This is a genomic window from Mesorhizobium sp. 1B3 (assembly GCF_050958605.1).
Classification (GTDB): domain Bacteria; phylum Pseudomonadota; class Alphaproteobacteria; order Rhizobiales; family Rhizobiaceae.
In genome coordinates this window covers 447,761-468,662 of record NZ_JBJHDO010000004.1, presented here as the reverse complement: position 1 = coordinate 468,662, position 20,902 = coordinate 447,761, and the positions used below count along the sequence as shown (strand labels likewise).

General features: G+C 63.2%; 15 protein-coding genes. 3 read left to right on the top strand and 12 right to left on the bottom strand.

What is annotated here, in order from left to right:
* Positions 1–24 precede the first annotated feature (24 nt).
* The 11 genes from ACCO56_RS14170 to ACCO56_RS14120 all read right to left on the bottom strand — a co-directional run bounded on the left by ACCO56_RS14170 (position 25) and on the right by ACCO56_RS14120 (position 11,955).
* On the bottom strand, positions 25–1,098 hold the full coding sequence (locus tag ACCO56_RS14170) for a branched-chain amino acid ABC transporter permease (protein WP_433641392.1): 1,074 nt from the start codon (positions 1,096–1,098) through the stop codon (positions 25–27).
* The gene (locus ACCO56_RS14165) at positions 1,098–1,985 is read right to left on the bottom strand and encodes a branched-chain amino acid ABC transporter permease (protein ID WP_433641391.1); all 888 of its coding nucleotides are present in this window, start codon (positions 1,983–1,985) and stop codon (positions 1,098–1,100) included. The genes ACCO56_RS14170 and ACCO56_RS14165 overlap by 1 nt, the downstream gene beginning before the upstream one ends.
* Positions 1,985–3,937, bottom strand: a complete 1,953-nt coding sequence (locus ACCO56_RS14160; protein ID WP_433641390.1) for an AMP-binding protein — start codon at positions 3,935–3,937, stop codon at positions 1,985–1,987. Before ACCO56_RS14160 ends, ACCO56_RS14165 begins: the two co-directional genes overlap by 1 nt.
* Entirely contained in the window at positions 3,934–4,758 is an 825-nt protein-coding gene (locus ACCO56_RS14155; protein WP_433641389.1) for an ABC transporter ATP-binding protein, read from the bottom strand. The genes ACCO56_RS14160 and ACCO56_RS14155 overlap by 4 nt, the downstream gene beginning before the upstream one ends.
* A 309-nt stretch (positions 4,759–5,067) precedes the next feature.
* Positions 5,068–6,600, bottom strand: a complete 1,533-nt coding sequence (locus ACCO56_RS14150) for an AMP-binding protein (protein WP_433641388.1) — start codon at positions 6,598–6,600, stop codon at positions 5,068–5,070.
* 26 nt (positions 6,601–6,626) lie between these two features.
* A complete protein-coding gene (gene aat, locus ACCO56_RS14145) occupies positions 6,627–7,244 on the bottom strand; it encodes a leucyl/phenylalanyl-tRNA--protein transferase (RefSeq protein ID WP_433641387.1) in 618 nt (205 codons plus the stop codon).
* Between the two features lie 13 nt (positions 7,245–7,257).
* Positions 7,258–8,610, bottom strand: coding sequence for an acetyl-CoA carboxylase biotin carboxylase subunit (accC, locus tag ACCO56_RS14140; protein ID WP_433641386.1), 1,353 nt, complete (start codon positions 8,608–8,610; stop codon positions 7,258–7,260).
* An 18-nt stretch (positions 8,611–8,628) separates the two neighbouring features.
* Positions 8,629–9,090, bottom strand: a complete 462-nt coding sequence (accB, locus tag ACCO56_RS14135) for an acetyl-CoA carboxylase biotin carboxyl carrier protein (RefSeq protein WP_433641385.1) — start codon at positions 9,088–9,090, stop codon at positions 8,629–8,631.
* Positions 9,091–9,123: 33 nt separating this feature from the next.
* Positions 9,124–9,558 carry a type II 3-dehydroquinate dehydratase gene (aroQ, locus tag ACCO56_RS14130; protein WP_433641384.1) on the bottom strand — a complete coding sequence of 145 codons (435 nt, stop codon included), beginning with the start codon at positions 9,556–9,558 and terminating at the stop codon, positions 9,124–9,126.
* A 122-nt stretch (positions 9,559–9,680) separates the two neighbouring features.
* A complete protein-coding gene (locus ACCO56_RS14125) occupies positions 9,681–10,502 on the bottom strand; it encodes a DsbA family protein (RefSeq protein ID WP_433641383.1) in 822 nt (273 codons plus the stop codon).
* A gap of 52 nt (positions 10,503–10,554) precedes the next feature.
* Entirely contained in the window at positions 10,555–11,955 is a 1,401-nt protein-coding gene (locus tag ACCO56_RS14120; RefSeq protein WP_433641382.1) for a M48 family metalloprotease, read from the bottom strand.
* Between the two features lie 137 nt (positions 11,956–12,092).
* On the opposite strand from ACCO56_RS14120, the gene ACCO56_RS14115 reads away from it, so the two are divergent.
* A complete protein-coding gene (locus ACCO56_RS14115; protein ID WP_433641381.1) occupies positions 12,093–13,244 on the top strand; it encodes a pyridoxal phosphate-dependent aminotransferase in 1,152 nt (383 codons plus the stop codon).
* Positions 13,245–13,323: 79 nt separating this feature from the next.
* Here the strand turns inward: ACCO56_RS14115 and ACCO56_RS14110 are convergent, their stop codons facing one another.
* Complete coding sequence (locus tag ACCO56_RS14110; protein ID WP_433641380.1) at positions 13,324–16,215, bottom strand: Rne/Rng family ribonuclease; 2,892 nt, start codon at positions 16,213–16,215, stop codon at positions 13,324–13,326.
* 625 nt (positions 16,216–16,840) lie between these two features.
* Here ACCO56_RS14110 and ACCO56_RS14105 point away from each other — a divergent pair.
* Together ACCO56_RS14105 and ACCO56_RS14100 are read left to right on the top strand one after the other, a co-directional pair.
* Positions 16,841–18,088 (top strand): N-acetylmuramoyl-L-alanine amidase, encoded by a 1,248-nt coding sequence (locus ACCO56_RS14105; protein ID WP_433641379.1) that lies wholly within the window; start codon positions 16,841–16,843, stop codon positions 18,086–18,088.
* A 200-nt stretch (positions 18,089–18,288) separates the two neighbouring features.
* Complete coding sequence (locus tag ACCO56_RS14100) at positions 18,289–20,745, top strand: penicillin-binding protein 1A (RefSeq protein WP_433641378.1); 2,457 nt, start codon at positions 18,289–18,291, stop codon at positions 20,743–20,745.
* Positions 20,746–20,902 lie beyond the last annotated feature (157 nt).

Here is a 20,902-nt window from a genome sequence, read left to right as displayed (position 1 = left end):
CTTTCCTCCACTTGTTGTTGTCATTCAGTGCCTGGCATGGCGGAAAGGCCAGACCAGGAAGTAGTTGCGGATGTTGGCATAGATCTTGGCAAGTCCGAGCGGCTCCCAGAGCAGGAAGCCGATGATCAGCGCGCCATAGAGCATCAGCGGCAAATGGGCCCTGAGGTCGGCCGAGATGCCGAGCCCCAGCGTGACGGCGAGCGAGCCGATCAATTGATTGATGACGATGGGCGCGAACATGATGAGCGCGGCCCCGAAGAAGGAGCCGAGCACGCTACCCAGCCCGCCGACGATCACCATCGCGACGAGCTGGATCGACAGTTCGAGATGGAACTGGTCGGGCGAGATGGTGCGGTAGTAGCAGACCGCCAGAATGCCGCCGACCACACCGGCGATGAAGGATGAAACCCAGAAGGCGGTGAGCTTAAAGCGGAACGTGTTCACGCCGATGACGGCTGCGGCGTAATCCTTCTCGCGTACCGCGGCCAGCGCTCGCCCGAAGCTGGAGCGCTTCACGTTCAGCATGAAAAGCGTGACGATGATGCAGACTGCGAGCGCCACGTAATAGCTCGGCAGGTCGCCGACGACCGGGATGCCGAGGAACGTGACGCGTGGCACGGTGAGGGCCGCCTGCGTGCCACCGCTGATCGCCGGGAAATGCACGATTACGAAGTCGACGATGTACTGCATGGCTAACGTCGCCATGGCGAGGTAGATGCCCTTCACCCGCAGCGCGGTCGCGCCGAAGACGATGCCGACCGCCGCACTGAGCAGCCCGCCGCCAATCAGCGCGATCTCGAACGGAATGCCGGCACGCGCCATGTGGACGGTCGTATAGGCTCCGATGCCGATCAGCGCGCCGTAGCCGAGATGGATCTGGCCTGCGCCGCCCATCAGGAAGTTGAGGCCGAGCGCCGCCGTCGACCAGATGATCCAGGGCAGCAGATAGCCGACGAGGTGCAGCCGGTCGAGCAGGAACGGCGCGACAAGCGCGAAGAAGAAGAGAAGGATCGCCAGGCGGCGGTCGAAGGGCAGCGGCCAGATCTGCCGCTCGCTCTGGTACCTGGTGTGGCGGATGCCAGCGCGACGGTAGAACATCAGACACGCTCGATATGTTCGCGGCCGAACAGGCCGTGGGGACGGATGAGCAGGGTGATCACGATGATGACGGAAGCCACCACGTCGCGCGTACCGCCGCCCACGATCGGGTCGAGGATGCCGGTGGCGAGGCTTTCGGCGAGCCCCACGACGACGCCGGCGACGAGCACGCCCGGGAGCGAATCCAACCCGCCCAGGATGGCGATCGCCAGCGCCTTGATGAGGAGTAGCGACAACGACCAGTCGATGCCTTGCGTCGCGCCCCACAGCACGCCGGCGGTGGTGGCCATGACGGCTGCGAGCCCCCAGGCGATAGCGATTGCGCGTTCGACCTTGATGCCGACCGACCAGGATGCGGTCTGGTCGTCGGAGACGGCGCGCATGATGACGCCGAGACGCGAGTTGAAGAACAGGATGGCGAGCAGGATCAGACCCAGGGAGATGCAGCCGCCGATCAGAGTCGCCTTGTTGATGAAGATGTCGCCCAGGAAAAGCGGCGATGGCGGGATGCCGATATCGAGCTTCTTCACCGCCGCGCCGAAGAAACCGGGCAACACGCCGCGCAACATGATCTCCAGCCCAAGGGTGAGCATGATCACCATGATGATCGGCTGGCCGACCATGCGACGCAGGGCGAAGCGCTCGAGCAGCGAGCCGAAGACGAACATGGCGATGAGGGCGATCGGAATCGCGAGCCAGATCGGCAGGCCGACCAGCGCGGTGAAAGCCCAGGCGGCGTAGCCGCCTGTCATGGCGAGCGCGCCTTGCGCCAGGTTGGCGATTCCGGAGGTCTTGTAGATGAGCACGATGCCGGCCGCGACCAGCGCGTACATCAGGCCGATGAAGATGCCGTTGATGGCGAGTTCGGCGACGAGGAGCCAGTCCATCAGGCGCGGACCTCCCGGATCTGCAGTTCGCGACTCAGCGTTGCGCGCGTGCCGTCCTCGTAGACGATCGGGGCATCGAAGGTGACGCTTGACTGGGTGGAATGAAGCGCCTCGATCAGCGCGGCGTAGTTCTGTTCGATGATGTTGCGGCGCAACTTGCGGGTGCGGGTGATTTCGCCGTCGTCCGCGTCGAAATCCTTGTGCAGGTTGACGAACCGGCGGACCCGCAGCCCTTCCGGCTGGGTCTTGTTGACATGGCCGACGACGCCCTCGACGAGGTCGAGCACTTCCGGCTTCTGCGACAGTTCGGCGTAGGAGCCGTAGGTGATCGCACGCCGCTCGGCCCAGTGGCCCACCGCCTCGTAATCGATGCAGACGATAGCCGTCAGCTCGTTGCGCCCTGCGCCCGAGATCGCGACATTGCGAACATAAGGGCTGAATTTGACGCGGTTCTCGATGAAGTTCGGGATATAGCGCTCGCCCTTGCCGGTGCGCACCACTTCGCTCACCCGGCCGAGCACGACCAGCGCGCCGTCGTCCTCGATGTGACCCGCATCACCGGTACGCAGCCAGCCGTCGACGAAGGTCTTGGCACTTGCCTCCGCGTCGTCGAAATAGGCATCCACCACAGAGGCCGAGCGGAGCAGTATCTCGCCGCTGTCGTCGATCTTGACCTCGACGCCCGGCATTGCATGGCCGACCGAATGAAGCTTCACACTGCCCTCGGTCTGCGCGGCCGAAAGCGCGCAAGTCTCGGTCTGCCCGTAGAACTGCTTCAATTTGATGCCGAGCCCGCGGAAGAACAGGAACGTTTCCTCGCCCATCGCCTCACCGCCGGTGAAGGCACGCTCGGCGCGCGACAGGCCAAGGAAGTCCTTGATGGGACCGTAGACCAGCACCTCGCCGATGCGCTCGATCAGTCTTTCGCCGGCCGACAGCGTTTCACCCGCCAGGCGACGCCGCTCGAACTGAATGGCCCGCGGCATGAAATAGTCGAAGAGCCGGCGCTTGAGCGGCGTCGAATCCGCCATGCCGACCTGGACACGCGTCAGCATGTTCTCCCAGGCGCGCGGGGCGGCGAGATAGAAGGTCGGCGCTACTTCCCGCAGGTCGTGCAGCGCCGTTTCCTGGCGTTCGGGGATGTTGATGGACGCCTGCAGGAGAACACCGGCACTCAGCGTGAAGATGAAGTCGCCTACCCAGGCCGTCGGCAGGTAGGCGAAGAGCTCTTCGTGCAGCTTGAAATAATGTCCGGCCGTGGCGTTCAAGACGCCTCCAACCACATTGCGGTGGCGTAGCGGGATGCCCTTTGGCAGGCCGGTCGTGCCCGACGAGTAGAGCAGGACGGCGATGTCGTCACCGCTCGCACGACCGACCAGCTCCGCCGCCAGCCCCGGCTCGGTTGCGAGCCGAGCGGCACCATCCGCCCGGATCGTCTCGATGGAGACTATGCCCGCATCGCCATAGGCCGCCATGCCGCGTCGGTCGTCGAACACGATGCGCTCGGGCTTGCCCGTGCGGTTGCGCAGATCGATCAGCTTATCGACCTGCTCCTGATCCTCGGCCAGCGCCAGCTTCGGGTCGCCGAAGCGCATGTAGCTGCCGAACTGGTCGACCGGGACATCCGGGTAGACCGGCGAAGGGAAGGCGCACAGCGCATTGGCCGCGAGCATGGCGAAGTAGATCGAGGCGCGATTGTCGCCCACCACGGTGAGCGCGTCGCCGCGCTTCAGCCCGGCCGCTTCGAAGCCCGCAGCCAATGCCAACACTTCGCCCAGAACGTCGGTCCAGGTCCACTCGCGCCAGATGCCATGCTCACGCTCTCGGAAGGCGACGCGCGAGCCGGCCTCGGCCGCGTTGCGCGCAACACCAGCCACCAGCGTCATGGGATGGCCATCCTCGCGCACCGGCCAAGCTGAAACCTTGGCATCGATCTTCGCTGGCACGTTCATGCTGCTACCCCGATATGCCGTTGCGCTGCGCGCTCGCCGAGATAGGCCTTCACTACCGCTGGATCGGCGATCGCCTTGCGCGGCTCGCCTTGAGCGATGATCTCGCCGTAGGACAGCACCACGACGCGGTCACAGATGGCGGTCACCACGTCCATGTGGTGCTCGATGATCAGGATCGAGACGTTGCGCTCGTCGCGCGCATCGAGGATGAAGCGCGCGATGTATTCCTTCTCCTCCTGGTTCATGCCGGCCATGGGCTCGTCGAGGATCAGGAAGCGCGGCTCGGAGACCAGCGCGCGCGCCAGTTCGACGCGCTTCTGCAGGCCGATCGGGATCACATCGACCGGCTCGTCGCGGATGTCCTCGAGCTGCATGAACTCGATGATCTCCTCGGCCACGCGTCGATGCGCCAGTTCCTCGCGCTGCGCCCAGACCCAATAGAACAGCGAGGCGAGCGCGCTCGGCCGCATGTGAACATGACGGCCGAGCAGGATGTTGTCGAGCACGCTCATGCCCTTGAAGAGCGCGAGGTTTTGGAAGGTGCGGGCGACGCCGCGTTCAGCGATGCGATGCGGCGAGACGCGGGTGACGTCCTCGCCGAACAGTTCGATTTGGCCGGCGTCGGGCGGATAGAAGCCGGTCATGACATTGACCATTGTGGTCTTGCCCGATCCGTTCGGGCCAACGAGACCGAAAATTTCGCCGCTGTTGACGTGCAGGCTGACGCCCTTCAGCGCCTTCAGGCCACCGAACGAACGCTCGATCCCACGACAGCTGAGGACTCGCGCCTCGCTGCCATGCTGTGCCGAATGGTCGGTCACGCTTCCTCCCTTGCCTTCCGCGCCTGCCTCTCGCGGTTCCCCAGCGCGTCGGCGGCAATCCTCACCGACAGTAGTGAATGATGTTCATTAATTGCTTGCGCAGGTCCGGTGGCACGGCCTTGGCCGCAGGCCCATTCCTTCGGGCTTCTTGCATAGCGATCGAAAGGCGTTCGGATCAAACGGTCGTTGATGCATGCAGTTATCGGCCTCCCGTCCGACTCAACGATACATTCTTCATACGTGCTAGTGAATTACATTCATTACGCCATGTCAAGGCGGATGGAGATACGGGTCCCGAGGGCTCGCTCATCAGGCGAGCTGGCCCGCGAATGTCTCACGGGTTGCGGCGCGGTCAATCAAGCCATTGGCATTCCTGGGTAATTTGTCGGCGAAGACGATACTGCGAGGTCGCTTGTAGGCTGCGATGCGGCTTCCGATAAACTCCCTCAGTTCGGTTTCATCGGCGCTATCGCCATCGTGCAGCACCGCGACCGCGACAACCCGTTCGCCCCATTTGCCATCGGGCACACCGAACACCACCGCTTCGGCCACAGCGCAATGCTCCAGCAGCGTCTTCTCGACTTCGGCCGGATAGACGTTTTCGCCGCCGGTTTTTATGAGCTCCTTCGCCGGCGACCGCCCAGCGTAGTAAAGCCGGCCTTGGTCATCAAGCTTGCCGAGATCGCCCGTGTGGTGCCAGCCGTTGCGGAAGACGACGGCGTTCTCTTCGTCACGGCGCCAGTAGCCCGCCATGACGGCCGGCCCGCGCACGACGATTTCGCCGACCCTACCCGTCGCAACCGGGCGGTCAGCGCCATCGACAACTGCGATCTCGGTAAGGGACCCGGCAGTGCCTGCGGCGCCCGGATTGTCGCTGGCGCGCGTGATGGTCGCCATCCCGCTGGTCTCGGTCTGGCCGAAGCCCGTCCAGAACCGAGCACCAGGCCATTCGCGCTCCAGTCGCTCGATGACGGGCGGCCCTTCCAGCCCGATCGCGGCCCTCAGCGACGAAATGTCGGCTCCCGATGCCTGCGCGGCGTCGAGGATGCCAGCCAACATCGGCGGAAAACTGCCGAGCAGCGTGACTTTGTGCCTTGCGATCGTCGCGGCGGCGTCCACAGCGTCGAAGCGCGGACGCACGATCGTCGCGCCGCCGGCGAATTGCGCGGCGAAGGCAAAACTCTGCGCCATGATGTGGAACATCGGCAGATTGCCGAGGAAACGGTCTGCTTCAGTAGTCCCGATGGCATCGACGAGTTGCACTGCCGAGGCGACGAGATTGGCACCGGTGATGATCGCCGCGCGCGCCACGCCGTCTGTGGCCGCGGTGTAGATCATCAAGAGCGGCGCATCGCCGCCAGCCGGCTCCGGCAGCGAGCCAACGTCACCGGGTTTAAGCGCATCGACAGCCACGAAGTCGCCGGCCGCTGCGCCGAAGGTAGCACGCAGCTTTACGTCCGCGACATTCGCGAACGACGAGGCGAGGGGAAGCGTGGCATCGTCCGCGAAGATCGCGCTCGGCTGGCAGTCGGCGATGACCGCGGACAGTTCGGCCTCGCTGAGCCGCCAGTTGAGCGGCGCAAGGATGGCCCCGAGACGCGCGGCGGCACCCAGCAACGCGTGAACGCCGAGACTGTTCTCGGACAGCACCGCGATCCGTTCACCAGGCTGTACCCCGCCAGCCGCAAGTTTTGCCGCAAGCGCCTCGCAGCGGGCACGGAAGTCGCCATGCGTTTCGGTGAGTTCGCCGTCGGTAAAGGCGAGACGGTCGCGATGGACGAGAGCGTTGCGCGAGATCGCGCTCCAGATACCGAAGCTACGCATGTGGGTCGCGTGAGACATCGCGCTCGTCCTTTCAAAACACTGGTCTAGGGATTGAACACGGATTCGCCCTCGAGCGCCTCGGCGAGCATCCTTTCGTACTTCGACCGCGGTACGTCGATCGCGCCAAAGCGTTTCAGATGCTCTGTGGTGAACTGGGTGTCGAGCAGCAGGAACTTGCGCGCTCGAAGGCGCTCCACGAGATGGACCAGGCAAACCTTGGAGCTGTCGCGCTCGCGGGAAAACATGCTTTCGCCAAAGAATGCGCGGCCAAGCCGGACGCCGTAAAGGCCACCCGCCAGCCTGCCGTCGCACCATGCCTCGACGGAATGGCAATGGCCCCGCCGGTGAAGCTGCACATAGGCTTCGCGGATCGGGGCGTTGATCCAGGTGTTCCTGCGTTCCGCCCGTTGCTCGGCGCAGGCGTCGATCACCCCTTCGAAATCATAGTCGAATCGGATCGCGAAACGGCCCCGCTTGATCGTCTTGACGAGGCTCTTCGGAACATGGAAACCACCAAGCGGGATGACGCCCCGGGTTTCCGGACGCACCCAGAATACTTCCGGATCGTTGGCGCTCTCGGCCATCGGGAACACGCCCGATGCATAAGCCTTCAAAAGAAGGTCCGGCGGGATTCGGTATCCTGGTGCGTAGGGGCGCGTCATGGCCCTTGTGTCTCTATGCCGTGGCGGCGGTCTCCGCGAGGTGCTTCTCCAGCCAATGAATATCGTAGTCGCCATTGGCGATGTCGATATTCCCCACCAGTTCGCGGAAGAGCGGCAACGTGGTCTTGACGCCGTCGACGACGAACTCGTCCAGTGCCCGGCGCAGCCGCATCATGCACTCGACGCGGTTACGGCCATGCACGATCAGCTTGCCGATCAGGCTGTCGTAGTAGGGCGGGATACGATAACCGGAATATGCGCCGGAATCGACGCGAATGCCGAGGCCGCCTGGCGTGTGGAAGTGGGTGATCGTGCCGGGCGACGGCGTGAAGGTGCGCGGGTCCTCGGCGTTGATGCGGCACTCGATGGCATGGCCGGAAAACTTGATCTCGTCCTGCCGCACCGACAGGCCTCCGCCCGACGCGACGCGGATCTGCTCATGGACGAGATCGATACCCGTGATCGCCTCCGTCACGGGGTGTTCGACCTGGAGGCGCGTATTCATCTCGATGAAATAGAACTCGCCGTTCTCGTAGAGGAACTCGATCGTGCCGGCTCCCGAATAGCCGAGATCGGCGATCGCCTTGGAACAGATTTCGCCAATGCGGGAACGTTCCTCCGCATTGAGAGCGGGGGAGTTGGCTTCTTCCCAAACCTTCTGGTGGCGACGCTGCAGCGAGCAGTCGCGTTCGCCGAGATGGATTGCCTTGCCGGCGCCGTCTCCGACGATCTGGACCTCGATGTGGCGCGGCTTCTCCAGGTATTTCTCGATATAGACAGCGTCGTCGCCGAAGGCCGCGCCCGCTTCGGAACGGGCCGTGGCGAGCGCCACCGGCAGATCCTCGGCCGAGCGCGCCACCTTCATGCCGCGCCCGCCGCCGCCGGCGGAAGCCTTGACGATCACGGGAAAGCCGATCTCGGTGGCGATGCGATAAGCCTCGCGGTCGTCGCTGACTGCGCCTTCCGAGCCGGGCACCACCGGAATTCCCAAGCGCTTGGCCGTGCGCTTGGCCTCGATCTTGTCGCCCATAATACGGATGTGGTCGCCCGAGGGCCCGATGAAGGTGATCTTGTGGGCCGCCAATATGTCGGCGAACCTGGCGTTCTCGGAGAGGAAACCGTAGCCGGGATGCACTGCGTCGGCGCCGGTGATCTCGCAGGCGGCCACGATCTGGTGAATGTTAAGGTAGGAATCGCGCGACGGCGGCGGTCCGATGCAGACGCTTTCGTCGGCAAGCCTCACATGCATGGCATCGGCGTCGGCCGTGGAATGCACCACCACCGTCTGGATGCCCAGTTCCTTGGCGGCGCGCAGCACCCTCAGGGCGATTTCGCCGCGATTGGCGATCAGGATCTTCTGGAACACGGGGATCGTCCTCGAAGGCTATTCGATGACGACCAGGGGCTCACCGTACTCGACCGGCTGGGCGTCTTCGAAGAGAATCGCCGTGACGGTGCCCGAGCGAGGCGAGGGGATCTGGTTCATCGTCTTCATGGCTTCGATAATGAGAAGCGTCTGACCTTCGCGCACCTTCTGGCCAACTTCGATAAAAGGCTGCGCGCCAGGCGCAGGAGAGGCGTAGGCGGTGCCGACCATAGGCGACGTCACGGCGTTCTTGCCGGGATCGGCAGGCGCGGCAGCGGGAACAGCTGCCGGCGCCGCGGGAACCGCCGCCACGGGCAGGGCGGGCGGAGCCGCGATTGCGTGCACGGCCTGCGCCTGTCGCGAGACCCTCACCTTGAGGTCACCGAGTTCCACTTCGATCTCGGTCAGGTTGGTGTCGTTCAGTATGCCCGCAAGATCGCGGATAAGCTGCTGGTCAACACCGGATTTCTTGATCGACATCGTGGATCGGTTCCTTGTTCTGGGGCCGTCGGCTCAGAGCCGCGCGGCCAGCGCCCGCAGCGCCAGCACGTATCCTATGGGGCCGAAGCCGCAGATCATCCCCGTTGCGACGGGCGAGACCATGGATTTGTGGCGGAACGCCTCACGGGCATGGATGTTGGAAAGATGGACTTCCGCGACTGGAAGGGGTGATACGGCCCGGATCGCGTCGTGGATGGCGATGGACGTATGGCTATAGGCGCCCGGATTGATGACGATGCCTGCGGCCTTCTCGCCTGCTTCCTGGATCCAGTCGACCAGGTCTCCCTCGTGGTTGGATTGACGAAAGTCGATGGACAGGCCGAGATCTTTTGCCGCCTCGCGGCAGTCTTGCTCGATGGCGGCAAGGTCCTTGCCGCCATAGATGCCCGGCTCGCGCTTGCCGAGCATGTTCAGATTGGGGCCATTGAGAACGAAGACAGTCTTCAAAATGCGAGCCTTTCCGCGCCGGAACCCTGCCGACGCGCGAAACTTCTATAATGGGCATAGGCGGCCGCGCAAAGAGCGCAAGCGCCTTCTTTCACCGTCCACAAATCTCGAACGCTCGGGGATCAGCAGCTGGCGTCGTCAATGCATGCCTTGGCGGCAGTAATCTTCTCCGCCAGCACGTCCTTGCCGAGTGCGCCGAACACGACCTCGTTGCCCACCACGTATGACGGGGTGCCGGTAATCGCCAGCCTGTTGGCGAGATCGTAGGTCCTTGCAAAAGTCTCGGTGATGGTCGGGTCTTTCATCGTTTCGCGCAGCTTCGCCTCGTCGGCGCCGAGCGAAACGGCAAGCTTGACGGCGCTCTCCTCGCCGGCCCGGCCCTGGCTGCCGAGCATCTGCGTGTGGAACTCGGCGTATTTTTCCGGCATCAGCTTCTGGAATGCCTGTGAAACGATATGGGCCCTCTGGGAGTCCGGGCCGAGGATGGGGAACTCCTTGAGCACGAAGCGCACCTCGGGATCGGCCTCGATCAGGGCATGCATATCCGCCATGGCGCGTTTGCAGTAGCCGCAATTATAGTCATAGAATTCGACGATCGTGACCTTGCCGTTCGGATTGCCCATCACTCCGTCGAAGGAGGAATTGAATATCTCCTCCTTGGCGTCCTTGATGATGCCGAGCTGCGAGATGCGCTGCTCTTCCTGCTGTTTGGTCTCGAGCGCCTGCTGGACTTCGAGCAGGATTTCGGGATTCGCGAGGAGATAATCCCGCACGATGAGCTCGACTTCCTTACGGTCGAGCGTGCCGGGCGTGGCCGAGGAGACCGCCGGCGATGGAATATCCTCGGCGATCGCGCCCCGCGGCTGGCCCGCCAGGTAACCGAACGCCAGCATCCCGAAGGCGACCGCAATCCCGGTCGCGCCCAACAAAATCGCCCTTGTCATATCCGTTCGTCCTGTCGCTGCAGCCGGGGAACGGCACTTGTTCCTGGTGCCGTCACTTCTTCTTGCCGGGCTGTCTGTAGTTAATGATGTCCTGGGCGCGCACCCATCCCGGCGAGCCGCGCTTCATTTTCATCTGGGCGCGCGCCGCGAAGATCTTCGCCTCCTTGTAGGAGCCTCCGTAGAAATAACCTTCCGCCGTCGCAAGTTCGGCCTCAGGAACCTGGCCGAGCTGCCCATAGGCCTGGGCGAGATATCGATAGGCGCTCAGATTCTCGCGGTCGCGGCTGAGCCCCTTGTTGATCTCCGACACCGCCTTCTCGACCGAGTCCGGCTTGCCGGTGGCGAGCAATGCCTGGCCGTAGGCGACCTGAAGGAGGCTCGACTTGGCCGGGTCGAGCTTGACGGCGGTGGCATAGGCCTGAGCCGCCTCGGCCGGCCGGTTGGCCTTGATCAATATATCGCCGCGCAATTCCTGGAAATATGGGTTTTTCGGATGCGCCTTCGCCAGCGCGTCCGCTTTCTGCAACGCGCTTCTCGGATTGCCGTAGACATAGGTCGCAATCGCGTCGGCATATTGTGCGGCGAGGCCGCGCGGGTCCTTGCGGAAGAGCCGTGCGGCCGCAGCCTGTCCGTCCAAGTGCACGGCGATTTTCGCGCGCATCATGTCGTGGCGGAGCTGGAGCTCGGGCGAATCCGTCTTGTTGAAATAGGGGCTCGCCTCGGCCAGCGACTGCAGATTGGCGATGCGTTCCCGCGGCATGGGATGGCTGACGGTATAGGGATCGACCCTCGAGCCGGAAAGCGACAGCGCGCTTGCGAAACGCTTGAAGGTGGTGAGCATGCCCTTGGCCGACTGGCCGGTTGCCTTGAGATAGGTGAGCGCCGAGCGGTCCGCGGTGGTTTCTTCCGAACGCTGGTAGCCGAGGAGCCCGCGGCGGGCCATTTCACCTCCGGCCATCGCCAAGCCGCCGCCGGCCTGCGCCAGGCCACCCGCATCGGCCGCGGCGCCGGCTACCACCGCGCCAAGGCCGAGCAGCGCCCCGACGATCGCCATCGTCTGGGCCCTGGCAAGCTGGTCGCGCAGCCGCTCCTGATGGCCGCCGGCGATATGGCCGACCTCGTGCGCGATGACTCCGATGATCTCGTTCGGTGTCTCGGATGTCACCAGTGCGCCGGTGTTGATGAACATGCGGCGTCCGGCCACGAAGGCGTTGAAGCTGGAATCGTTGACCAGGACGATGCCGACGCTTGAATTGGAAAGTCCGGCAGCCTTGAAGATCGGGCGCGAATAGTCGCGCACCAGCGCCTCGATCTCGGCGTCACGGACGATTGGCACGTTTCTCTGCTGCGCGCCGGCCGGCGCGGGCAGCGCAAGCGGCAGCACGAGGGCACAGGCAAGAAGGCCGCGTCCGAAACGCGTGAGCGTCGTCGTGAGTAAGGATCCTGTCCGCATGACTGGACGCACTGGTAAACCAGCCTGCCTACGATGAAAAGACGGCGTCGGAAGTATCATCCCTTGTGAACCGCACAGCATTCGGGCATTTGTGCGGCCACAGGCAAGACTGGTAGATGCGGAAAGGCCTTCATTTCATGCCGGTTTCGATTTCAAGGCGCGGCGATGTCGAGCCGTTTCATGCCATGGACGTGCTGGCTGAAGCCAATCGGCTGAAAGGCCTGGGCCATCCCGTCATCTCCATGGCAGTCGGGCAGCCGTCCGATCCGGCGCCCGAGACGGTGCGCGCCGCCGCCGCCAGAGCCCTGCGGGACGGCCGCATCGGCTATACTGATTCGCTTGGACTGGCATCGCTGCGCGACGCGATCGCCACCCACTATCAGGACCATTACGGCGTTTCGCTTTCGCCTGAACGCGTGGTGGTGACCACAGGGTCCTCCGCAGCGTTCAATCTGGCCTTTCTGGCCATGTTCGACGTGGGCGATCGCGTGGCCATTGCCGCGCCGGGCTATCCTGCCTATCGCAACATACTGGCAGCGCTCGGCGTGGAGATCGTCGAGATCGAGTTGGAGGGGGCAGGGCACCTGACCGCGGCGCATCTGCTGGCGGCGCATCAGGAAGGGCCCATCAAGGGCGTCCTCTTCGCCAGCCCCGCCAATCCCACCGGCGCCATCATACCGCGCGACGACCTGAAGGAACTGATCGCGACGGCGGATGGATTGGGCATATCGGTGATCTCCGACGAGATCTATCACCGCCTGGCTTACTCGGCCCCAGACGTCACCGCGCTGGAATTTTCGCAAGATGCAGTCGTCATCAACTCCTTTTCCAAATATTATTGCATGACGGGGTGGCGGATCGGCTGGATGGTACTTCCCTCGGCGCTTGTCCGGCCGGTCGAGCGGATCCAGCAGAGCCTCTATATTTCCGCCCCGGAACTGTCGCAGATCGCCGCGATCGAGGCGTTTTCGGCGAGCGCCGAGCTCGACAGGGTGAAGGCCCGCTATCAGGCGAATCGAAGGCTGCTGATGCGCCGGTTGCCTGAACTGGGCTTCCGCATTGCCGCACCCATGGACGGCGCGTTCTACGCTTTCTGTGACATCTCCGGCCTCACCAATGACAGCATGGAATTTGCGCGCCGGATGCTGGCCGAAGCTCATGTCGCAGCCACGCCGGGCCGCGACTTCGATCCGCTCGCCGGGCAGCGCTATATGCGCTTCTCCTACGCCGGCAACGAGAAGGAAATGATCGAAGCCATGAACCGCCTGGGACGATGGCTCGACAGATAGGGGCCTCAATTTCGACTTCAGAGGTGAAATGAAAAAAGCCGGGCAATCCCCGGCTTTTTTCATTGTTTATCAAGGCAGCTCAGAAGAAGCCCTTGCGCTGCCACCAACCGGCCTTCTTGGGCTTGGCCTCTTCGTTGGGTTCCTGTTGGTCGGCGGTCGAGGAGACCACGACAGGTTCCGCGGGTGCGCCTTTCTCCGGGGCGGACTTACGCCGCGTTGCACGTGTCCGAGTTGGCGGCGCTTCCGGGGCAGGCGTCTCGACGTCCACAGATGCCGGCTCTTCCGGCGCCTCTACGGCAACGGGCTCGGTGACGATAGGCTCGGCCGCGACCGCTTCCGCCTCGACGGCCTCCTGCTCTACCTTCTTCGCCTTGGTCGTGCGGCGTGGCTTGCGCTTCGGCTTCTCCACGGGCGCTTCCTCGACCGATTCGACCGGCGCGGCCGGTTCGGCGGTGATCTCGGCCGCATCCGGTTCCACCGCGGCTTCCGTCGAAAGGGCTTGCGCCGGTTCCGTAACGTCTGCCGCCTCGGCGTTCACCATTTCTTCGAACGGCTGGGGGGCTTCCTCGGAAGCATCGGCGAATGCGGCTTCGTCCCGATGGCGGCGTCCGCCACGCTTGCCGCGCCGGCGCTTCTTCCGGTCGGCCTCACCGTCTGTCGCGACTTCCGCAGCCTCCGCCGGAGCCGCCTCGGTCTCGTCCTCGCCCTCGATCGGTTCGGATGAAACGACGACCTCGGCCGCATCTGTTTCATGGGCGGCATCGGCCTCGCGATCACGATCCTTGCCGCGGCGTCTCCTGCGGCGGCGGCGCTTGCGGTCGCGATGGCTTTCGCCATCTTCCCGATGCTCGCCGCCTGCGGTTTCCTCCGAGAGCTCCTCTTCGAAAACCTCCTCCTCGGGCTCTTCCGGCTCGACATAGGTCGGTTGCGCCACCACGGGATGAGCCTCGACAGGCTTGTCCACAACCGCGCCCCGGAAGATGGCGTAGTGCTGCGATCCGATCGTATCGTCGGCCTCGAGCGTGATCGTCAAGCCGAAGCGCCGCTCGAGATCGACCAGCGTGGAGCGTTTGTGGTTCAGAACATAGAGCGCCGTGGCAGCGGGCGTGCGCACCGTGATGTGATGCCGCGGGTCCTTGAGGAGAAACTCCTCGATGGCCCGCACGACGAGCAGCGCGATCGAGGAATCCGAACGGACGTGGCCGGTGCCGCCGCAATGCGGGCATGGTTTCATCGTGGATTCCAGGACGCTTGCCCGAATGCGCTGGCGCGACATTTCCAGGAGGCCGAAATGGGAAATCCGTCCGACCTGGATACGGGCGCGGTCGTTCTTGAGGCAGTCCTTGAGCTTCTTCTCGACCGCACGATTGTTGCGGTTCTCCTCCATGTCGATGAAATCGATCACGATAAGTCCCGCGAGGTCTCGCAGCCGCAGTTGCCGCGCCACCTCTTCCGCCGCTTCCAGGTTGGTCTGGAGCGCGGTGTCCTCGATCGAGTGCTCTTTGGTCGAGCGTCCCGAATTGACGTCGATCGAAACCAGCGCTTCCGTCTGGTTGATGATGATGTAGCCGCCCGATTTCAATGTGACCTGCGGCTGAAGCATGCGATCGAGCTGTGCTTCGATGCCATTGCGGGCGAAGATCGGGGTGCTCTCGCGATAAGGCTGGACAACCTTGGCGTGGCTCGGCATGAGCATCCGCATGAAGTCCTTGGCCTCGCGATAGCCTTCTTCGCCTGCCACGAGGATCTCGTCGATGTCCTTGTTGTAGAGATCGCGGACGGAACGCTTGATCAGGCTCCCTTCCTCATAAACGAGGGCAGGGGCAGTCGACTGGAGCGTCAGACCGCGGACATTCTCCCACAACCGCATCAGATATTCGTAATCGCGCTTGATCTCGGCCTTGGTCCGGCTTTCACCGGCCGTACGAAGGATGACGCCCATGCCTTCCGGGACATCGAGATCCTGGACCACTTCCTTGAGGCGTTTGCGATCCTGCGCGTTCGTGATCTTGCGCGAAATGCCGCCGCCGCGTGCTGTGTTCGGCATGAGCACCGAGTAGCGACCGGCGAGCGAAAGATATGTCGTCAGTGCCGCGCCTTTGTTGCCGCGCTCTTCCTTGACCACCTGCACCAGCAGGATTTGCCGGCGCTTGATGACTTCCTGGATCTTGTATTGTCGCCGCATGGGCTTGCGGCGGTTGCGGATCTCCTCGAGCGCATCCTCTGCGCCGACGGACTCCACTTCGCTTTCCTCGCCCTGAGCCGTGCTGACTTCCTCTACGGTACCGCGATCCTCGTCGGATTCGGGCGCCTCGACAGCAGTCTCGGCGATCGCCTCGGAGATCGTATCCGCCTCGATCGAGGCGGCGATCGACGTCACCGGCGGTTCTTCGGCATTGTCCTCGTCGGTCGCTTCCTCGACGACATCATTTCCCGCATGGACATCTTCAGAGACCTCGGCCGGCTGCTCCGCCTCGACGGATGGCTCGGCGCCGTCGGAGGCGACCAGCTCTTCCGAGGCTTCGACAGGCAATTCCTCGTTAGGGGCTACGACGTCGTCAGCGGTTTCGCCTTCGCGCCGTTCATGGTCTCGGCGGTGCTTCCCGCCCCGGCGGCGCCGTCGGTTGCGATTGCGTTCGGAGCGATCCTCGGCCTCGCCATCCTCGTCATCATCGGAATCGCCGGCTTCCGCTTCGGCGCGCAGCAGCGCCTGACGATCGGCTACCGGGATCTGATAGTAGTCCGGATGGATTTCACTGAAGGCGAGAAAGCCGTGACGGTTTCCGCCATATTCCACGAAGGCCGCCTGCAGCGACGGTTCGACCCGCGTTACGCGGGCGAGATAGATATTCCCCTTGAGCTGCTTCTTGTCTTGCGATTCGAAGTCGAATTCTTCGATGCGATTACCGCGGACGACGACGACCCGCGTTTCCTCCGGGTGGGAGGCGTCTATTAGCATTTTGTTGGGCATTATTTCTTGTCTCCCCGGCAGCCGTCAGCCGAGGCCTGCGGGCGAGAGAGCCCTGCCTTGAACCTGTTGCAGCAGCGATGCCGGACAATGTGGGGTTCGCAGACAACCGGCCCGACACAACCGACAAGCGAGCCGCGGCCGTTTCGGCGCGGGATTCCCCGTTCTTGCCCACAGTTGTGTATGACGCCATTCTGCCGCCTTGCGGAACCATTTGAACCAAGGCCCGGAGACCGGACCAGCTATTATGCTCTTGCCAGAGCCGGTCGGGACGTCCCGTCCCGGCCGTTTTTCCTGCATCAGGGCTTACGCATTACGCTGGCCCTGAAGAAAACCTTCGGAATCACCTCGCCCCGATCGCGTGCCGCGACTGGGCCGTCTTCGCCGCTGGCCTCGTCTGTCAAGCGCGGGTACCCGGTTCCGGGCATTGCGATGATCCGAAGTCGCTTTTATGATTTGGAGCGTGTCGTGGCAACCCCGGATTTCGATGCCGGCTACAAGGTGTTCCGCTGCGGCATATGGTGTTGAAAGGCTTGGTTAACCATAAAAAGCTACCAATCGTTGATTGTTTTCGTACCGGTTCGGTCCAATAGGTATGGTGCGGCTTCCAACGCGAGCGGTAGGTTTCATGAGTTTTCGAGAGGCGATGACAGGGCGCGTGGCGAATTTCCCGCTGCTTCGTGCGCTCTTCCGGTTCTGCCTTGTCCTGATCATGTCGAGCCTGCCCGCAGGAGCCCTGTGGGCCCAGCCGCTGAAAGCCAGCGGCTACAAGATGGTGGGTGATGCGGCGCGCATGCGTCTCGTCATCCAGTTCGATCGGGAGCCCGAGCCGAACTGGTTTCTCTTGCGCGGCCCCCATCGCCTCGTCATCGATCTTCCAGAGACGAATTTCGCCGTCAAGGCGGGCGACCTCAAGGCGAGGGGACTGATCAGCGGGGTACGCTATGGCAATATCGGTGAAGGCAAGAGCCGGCTGATCCTCACGAGCAAAGGTCCGTTCGAGGTCGAGAAGCTGGATGTCGTGAAGAACGAGACCGAGCCGGGCTACAGGTTGATGGCAGACATCGTCGCGGCATCGGAGCGGCAATTCGAGGCTGCGCTCTCGTTGCAGGTCGAAACGACGGGATCCACGCACGCGGCCCCCAAAGCGGACCGCCTCGGGAAGGCGACACCACGTGAAGGCAAGCGCTTCACCGTCGTCATCGATCCCGGTCACGGTGGGATAGACGGTGGCGCTGAAGGATTGAACGGCAGTGTGGAGAAGTCGATCACACTGGCTTTTGCCCTTGAGTTGAAGGCCAAGCTGGCGGCAGCTGGCAAGTACGATGTTTTCATGACGCGCGAGAAAGACGAGTTCTTGCGTCTTGACGAGCGCGTGCGCATCGCTCGCCAGCACGAGGCCGACCTTCTGATCTCGATCCATGCCGACACGATTCGCCTGAAGGACATCCGGGGAGCGACGGTTTACACGGTCTCGGACAAGGCATCGGACGCCGAGGCCGAAGCGACGGCGGGTAGAGAGAACCTTTCCGACCAGCTTGCCGGTATCGAGCTCGAGGAAGAGAATCACGAGGTTTCCGACATACTGGTCGACCTTATCCGGCGGGAGACGCACAATTTCTCGATCCGCTTCGCTCGTTCTCTCGTTGGCGAATTGTCCAACAATATCGAGATGATCAACAACCCGCATCGTTTCGCGGGGTTCAGGGTGCTCAGGGCGCCGGACGTCCCATCCGTCCTGGTCGAGCTCGGCTATCTTTCCAATCCGAACGACGAGCAGCAACTGCAGGATGCATCGTGGCGCGGCAAGGCGATCGACGGAATCGCCTCGGCCGTCGGCTTGTTCGCCACTGCCAAGATAGGTGCCGGCGGTTGATGACGGCACCGGCTTCCCTGCCGGCCGTTGCAAGGGTAACACAGTCCGTGATTTAATCCGCTAGTTCGGACGGGCTTCTCGGTGCTGCCGTATTTTGCCCACAACGGCGCGACAAGAGTTGACCATAGTGGATCGGGACGGTTACGGCGCATTGCGGCCGTGATCGACGAGGATATCCCGGCCCTTTCACTGGAGCGGGCATGATACGTCTCATCGGATATTTCTTTGGCGTCGGCGTGATGCTGGCGCTCGTCGCGGCGGCGGGCGTGGCCATGTATCTCAGCGGGCTGACCAAAGATCTGCCGGACTACGAAGTGCTGGCGAAATACGAGCCGCCGGTGACCACGCGAGTCCATGCCTCGGACGGGGCCTTGATGGCGGAATTCGCGCGCGAACGCCGGCTCTATCTCCCCATTCAGGCGGTGCCGGATCGCGTCAAGGCCGCATTCCTTTCCGCCGAGGACAAGAATTTCTACCATCACCCCGGAATCGACGTCAGCGGACTGGCTCGCGCCGTGGTGACGAATCTACAGAATTTCGGCTCGGGACGCCGTCCTGTCGGGGCCTCGACCATCACGCAGCAGGTGGCGAAGAACTTCCTGCTGACATCGGATCAGACCTACGAACGCAAGATCCGCGAGATGATCCTGGCCTTCCGCATCGAGCAGGCTTACTCGAAGGATCTGATCCTCGAGCTCTATCTGAACGAGATCAATTTCGGGCTGGGCGCCTATGGCATCGCCGGCGCCGCGCTTACCTATTTCGACAAGTCGGTCAACGAATTGACCGTCGCGGAAGCCGCCTATCTCGCGGCGCTGCCCAAGGCGCCGTCCAACTATCATCCGTTCCGTCACACGGACCGCGCGATCGAGCGGCGAAACTGGGTGATCGACCAGATGGTGCAGAACGGCTACGTCGAACGCGCCGAAGGCGACAAGGCCAAGGCCGGGCCCTTGGGCGTCTCGCCGCGCCGCCGCGGCAGCTATCTCTTTGCGGGCGAATATTTCACCGAGGAGGTGCGGCGAGAGATCATCGCCCGCTATGGCGAGAAAGCGCTTTACGAAGGCGGGTTGTCGGTGCGCACGACGCTCGACCCGAAACTTCAGCTTATGGCCCGCAAGTCGCTGCAGAACGGCCTTTTGAAATTCGACAGGCTTCGCGGCTATCGTGGGCCTAAGGACAAGATCGACATTTCCGGAGATTGGGGGGAGGCGCTCGGCAAGGTCAAGGGGCTCGACGATGTGCCGGAGTGGCGTTTGGCCGTGGTGCTCGACAGTTCCAAGTCGGGCCTTTCCATCGGTCTTCAACCCAAGCGCGAAATCTCTGGCGCTCTCGAAAGCAAGCGCGAAGAAGGTACGGTCGCGGCGGAGGACATGAGCTGGGCCATGCGTCATGTCGTCGGCGGCAAGCGGGTCAAGGCCTCGTCTCCCGCCGAGGTCCTGCAGGCTGGCGATGTGGTCTTCGTGCAAAAGAAGGATGACTCGGAAACGGCCTACGAGCTGCGTCAGCTGCCGGAAGTCTCGGGCGGCATGATTGCGATGGATCCGCATACGGGGCGCGTGCTCGCCATGGTCGGCGGGTTCTCCTTCTCGGAATCCGAGTTCAACCGCGCCACGCAGGCCTATCGTCAGCCGGGCTCGTCCTTCAAGCCGATCGTCTACGCGGCGGCATTGGATGTCGGCTACACGCCGGCCTCGGTGATCATGGACGGGCCGATCACGATCAATGACGGCACGACGGTCTGGTCGCCGAAGAACTACGACGGCAAGGCCGCCGGCCCTTCGACGCTGCGTAACGGCATCGAGCGTTCGCGCAACCTCATGACGGTCCGCCTCGCCAACGACATGGGCATGAAAACGGTCGCCGAATATGCAGAGCGCTTCGGAGTCTACGACAAGATGAGTCCGTTGATTGCAATGTCGCTCGGCTCCGGCGAGACCACCGTTATGCGCATGGTGTCGGCTTATTCGGTGATGGCCAATGGTGGCCGTCAGATCAGGCCGTCACTCATAGACCGCATCCAGGATCGCTACGGCAAGACCGTCTTCAAGCATGACCAGCGCGGCTGTGAAGGCTGCGTCGCGACGGAATGGACCGGCCAGGCGGAACCGGAACTGATCGACAATGCCGAACAGGTGCTCGATCCGATGACCGCCTACCAGATCACGTCGATGATGGAAGGCGTGGTCAGCCGCGGCACGGCTGTCACCGTTTCCGAACTCGGCCGTCCGATCGCCGGCAAGACGGGCACGACCAACGACGAAAAGGACGCCTGGTTCATCGGCTATACGCCGAACCTCGTGGTCGGATTGTACATGGGTTATGACCAGCCCCAAGGGCTCGGCAAAGGCTCCACCGGCGGCGGCTTGGCTGCGCCGATCTTCAAGGAGTTCATGGGGCAGGCGTTGAAGGATACCCCGATCGTCGACTTCCAGGTCCCGGACGGCATGAAGCTGATCGCCATCAACCGCAAGACCGGCATGGCAGCGGCTGAAGGTGCACCGGGAACCATCATGGAGGCATTCAAGCCCGGCACCGGCCCGGCGGACAGCTACTGGGTCATCGGCATGGGCGAGGACGGCTCCAACGGGTCGGGCGAAGCCCTCTCGCCGCAGGCGAGCAAGGCCATCCAGGGCGGCGGCGGAGGGCTGTATTGATCGAGTTGCCGACAATGCGGTAATCGCATAACCGAGTGCCGGCAAAGTCTGCGCAGATGATCGGTGACCGCCGCATTCGTCCATTTTGCTTTACAGGCAGGCGGGTGCTCCCTATGGTCCACGCCGATTCAACAGCTCCCGCGCATCGTGTGAAACC

Bases quoted from the DNA above. Each gene is read 5' to 3' on its own strand.
- ACCO56_RS14170 (WP_433641392.1), bottom strand. From the start codon at position 1,098: ATGTTCTACCGTCGCGCTGGCATCCGCCACACCAGGTACCAGAGCGAG.
- ACCO56_RS14165 (WP_433641391.1), bottom strand. From the start codon at position 1,985: ATGGACTGGCTCCTCGTCGCCGAACTCGCCATCAACGGCATCTTCATC.
- ACCO56_RS14160 (WP_433641390.1), bottom strand. From the start codon at position 3,937: ATGAACGTGCCAGCGAAGATCGATGCCAAGGTTTCAGCTTGGCCGGTG.
- ACCO56_RS14150 (WP_433641388.1), bottom strand. From the start codon at position 6,600: ATGTCTCACGCGACCCACATGCGTAGCTTCGGTATCTGGAGCGCGATC.
- aat (WP_433641387.1), bottom strand. From the start codon at position 7,244: ATGACGCGCCCCTACGCACCAGGATACCGAATCCCGCCGGACCTTCTT.
- accB (WP_433641385.1), bottom strand. From the start codon at position 9,090: ATGTCGATCAAGAAATCCGGTGTTGACCAGCAGCTTATCCGCGATCTT.
- ACCO56_RS14125 (WP_433641383.1), bottom strand. From the start codon at position 10,502: ATGACAAGGGCGATTTTGTTGGGCGCGACCGGGATTGCGGTCGCCTTC.
- ACCO56_RS14120 (WP_433641382.1), bottom strand. From the start codon at position 11,955: ATGCGGACAGGATCCTTACTCACGACGACGCTCACGCGTTTCGGACGC.
- ACCO56_RS14115 (WP_433641381.1), top strand. From the start codon at position 12,093: ATGCCGGTTTCGATTTCAAGGCGCGGCGATGTCGAGCCGTTTCATGCC.
- ACCO56_RS14110 (WP_433641380.1), bottom strand. From the start codon at position 16,215: ATGCCCAACAAAATGCTAATAGACGCCTCCCACCCGGAGGAAACGCGG.
- ACCO56_RS14105 (WP_433641379.1), top strand. From the start codon at position 16,841: ATGAGTTTTCGAGAGGCGATGACAGGGCGCGTGGCGAATTTCCCGCTG.
- ACCO56_RS14100 (WP_433641378.1), top strand. From the start codon at position 18,289: ATGATACGTCTCATCGGATATTTCTTTGGCGTCGGCGTGATGCTGGCG.